A 3144-nucleotide genomic window follows, 5' to 3' on the forward strand; every position below is an offset into this window, starting at 1 on the left:
TTCTTTTTTGTTCAAGCAGAATACTGCATACGAATTCATGCCTAGTCTCGTGGGCTCGGATATCTGTATAAGAGACAGCTCGGGGGCACGTCACCATCATCGCGGGCCGAGGGCGGGCGCGCACGCCGGAATCGGACACAGCGGTGCGGCGAGTACGCTCGACAGCATGAAAGACCTCTCGGGCCGTGAGGCGCTGCTGCGCGCCACCGTGGTCGTCGTGGCGGCCGGCGGGCTGCGCGCGCTCACCTATCGCGCCGTCGCCGCGGAGGCCGGCGTCTCGCACGGGCTCGTGCGCCACCACTTCGGCACGCGCGATCAGCTCGTCGCCGAGGCGATGGAGTACGCCATCGACGAGAGCCTGAAGGGATCGAACATGGTGGGCGACGCGTTGACCGCCGAGACGTTCGCGGCGGGGATCGAATCGCTGGCCGACCGCGAGAGCGGTTCGCAGGCGTTCCAGTACGAGCTGCTGCTCGAATCGCGGCGGCGCCCCGAGCTGCGGCCGCTCGCCGAGCGCCACTACCTCGCCTACCGGGAGGCGATCTCGCGGCAGCTCGCGCGTCTCGGGGTGCGCGACGCCGGGCTGACCGAGCTCATCTGGTTCACGCTCGACGGCATCGTGTTCAAGCAGCTCGTGCTGCCCGAGAGCGTCGCGCCGGCGCTCGCTCGCCTGCGCTCGCTGGTCGCTCAGGCCCAGAGCGCGGGCTGACTGCGGGGATCGCGATCCGGCGCCCGCTCGATCCCCTGCGCGCTTGACTATCCATATGGATAGTTCTAGGGTGGACGCACCCCACCGGCCCCGATGAGGGCCCGAGCGCCGCAGCTCGGAACGAACGAAGGGACACACCGACGTGCCGCACCCCCACCCCGCCGACGCGCCCGCGAGCGACACCCGCATCGACTTCCTCTACCTCAGCGAGCCCGACATGATCCGCGCCGGCGTCACCGACATGGCCGCATGCGTCGACACGATGTCCGACATGCTCGGCCTCTTCGCCGACGGCGACTACCGCATGGCCGGCACCGAGAACAACTCGCACGGGGCGCAGATCTTCTTCCCCGAAACCGAGACCTTCCCCGGCATGCCCGTCGACGGCCCCGATCGGCGCTTCATGGCGATGCCCGCCTACCTCGGCGGCGACTACCAGACCGCCGGCTGCAAATGGTACGGCTCGAACGTCGCCAACAAGGAGCGCGGCCTGCCGCGCTCGATCCTCATGTTCACCCTCAGCGACAAGGACACCGGCGCGCCCCTCGCGATCATGTCGGCGAACCTGCTCAGCGCCTACCGCACCGGCGCGATCCCCGGCGTCGGCGCCCGCTACCTCGCGCGCGACGACGCGCGGGTGGTCGGCATCGTGGGGCCCGGCCCCATGAACCGCACCTCGCTCGAATCGTTCGTCGCCGTGCGCCCCGGCATCGAGACCGTGCGCGTCTTCGGGCGCAGCCAGGGCGGCGTCGACACCTTCATCGCCTGGGCCGCCGAACGGTTTCCGCAGCTCGCGCTCGAGCAGGTCGACAGCTTCGAGGCCGCGGTGCGCGGATCGGACATCGTCAGCATCGCCGTGCCCAGCCAATCGGGGTCGCAGCACTACCCGCTCGTGCGCGACGAATGGGTGAAGCCCGGCGCCTTCATCTGCTGCTCGGCGCACCTCGCCGTCGAGGAATCGCTCGTGCAGCGCTCCCGCCACGTCGCCGACGCCCGCAAGATCTACCAGGCATGGGCCGAGGAGCTCCCCGAACCCGCCCACGAGACCGTCGGCATCTGGGGCATCCACCTCGTCGACCGCGTGCGCGACGGCCGCATGACGCCCGAGCAGTTCGAAGACATCGGCGAGATCATCCGCGGCGTCGCCCCCGGCCGGCGCCACGACGACGAGATCTTCATCTACTCGGTCGGCGGCATGCCCGTCGAAGACGTCGCCTGGGCGACCCGCGTCTACCGCAACGCGGTGCGCGACGGCATCGGCACGACCCTGAACCTGTGGGACGCGCCCGCGCTCGCCTGAGCGACGCGGCCCGCAGCACCACACGAGATAGAGGACACATGGAACTGCAGCACACCGACGTGATCGTCATCGGAGCCGGCACCGTGGGCTCGATGGCCCTCTGGCAGCTCAGCAAGCGCCCCGGCCTCCGCGTCGTCGGCATCGAGCAGTACGGGCGCGTGCACGCGCACGGCTCGTACGCGGGCGAATCGCGCGTCTTCCGCACCGCCGTGCACGAGGGCGGCACCTACGTCGACATGATCCGGCGATCCCGCGAGCTCTGGCACGAGCTCGAACGCGAATCGGGCCGCAGCATCTACGCGGAGGTCGGCTGCCTGAGCATCGCCCCCGAGGGCTTCCCCGACCTCGAGACCGCGATCGGAACGGTGCGGCAGTTCGACCTCCCCCACCGGCTGCTCAGCACCGAAGAGCTGCGAGCCGAATACCCCCAGCACCGCATCGCCGACGGCGACGTCGGGCTGCTCGACGCGCACGGCGGCGGGCTGCGACCCGAAGTCGCCGTGATGTCGGCGCTCGACCTCGCCGAGGCGAACGGCGCCGAGCTGCATGTCAACACCCCCGTGCTCGAGATCGAGGAGCGGAGCGGCGGGGTCGTCGTGCGCACCCCCCAGCAGGCGTGGCTCGCGCGATCCGTCGTCGTCGCATCGGGATCGTGGTCGACGCGGCTCTCCCCCGCCCTGCACGACCTGCTCCGCCTCCAGGTGCTCGGGCTCACCTGGTTCATGCCGAAGCACCCCGAACGGTACGCGCCCGCGAACTTCCCCGCGTTCCTGCGCGACGCCGGGCCGATCCACTTCTTCGGAGCGCCCAGCTTCGACGGATACTCGTTCAAGGCGTGCACCAACCCCGAGTGGCCGGTCGCCCGCGACGTCGACCAGGTGCCGACGTCGCACACGCGGGCCGAGCTCATCAAGATCGGTCAGCGGGCCGCCGAGCTCTTCCCCGAGATCAACCCCGAACCGGTGCGCCAGAGCGTGCACCACTGCGCCTACACCCCCGATCGCCTGCCCGTGGTCGACCGCAGCCCGAGCGGGCGCGTCGTCACCGTCACCGGGCTCTCGGGCCACGGCTTCAAGTTCTCGCCGCAGCTCGGCGAGTGGGCGGCGCAGCTCGCGGCGGGCGACGACCTCGACGC

The 3144-nt window shown here is 70.4% G+C and carries 3 protein-coding genes; all 3 read left to right on the forward strand.

All coding sequences use genetic code 11. From position 1 onward, the window contains the following. Nucleotides 1-166: 166 nt before the first annotated feature. Nucleotides 167-709 (forward strand): TetR/AcrR family transcriptional regulator, encoded by a 543-nt coding sequence (locus NS354_RS12690; protein ID WP_058594804.1) that lies wholly within the window; start codon nucleotides 167-169, stop codon nucleotides 707-709. A 142-nt stretch (nucleotides 710-851) separates the two neighbouring features. Next, entirely contained in the window at nucleotides 852-2009 is a 1158-nt protein-coding gene (locus NS354_RS12695) for a tyramine oxidase subunit B (RefSeq protein ID WP_082678082.1), read from the forward strand. A gap of 38 nt (nucleotides 2010-2047) precedes the next feature. Further along, a partial coding sequence (gene solA, locus NS354_RS12700; RefSeq protein WP_058594805.1) for an N-methyl-L-tryptophan oxidase occupies nucleotides 2048-3144 on the forward strand: 1097 nt, incomplete at its 3' end.

The organism is Leucobacter chromiiresistens (assembly GCF_001477055.1).
GTDB lineage: Bacteria > Actinomycetota > Actinomycetes > Actinomycetales > Microbacteriaceae > Leucobacter > Leucobacter chromiiresistens_A.

Excerpts from the sequence above, each read along its gene's own strand:
- NS354_RS12690 (WP_058594804.1), top strand. The coding sequence starts at position 167 with ATGAAAGACCTCTCGGGCCGTGAGGCGCTGCTGCGCGCCACCGTGGTC.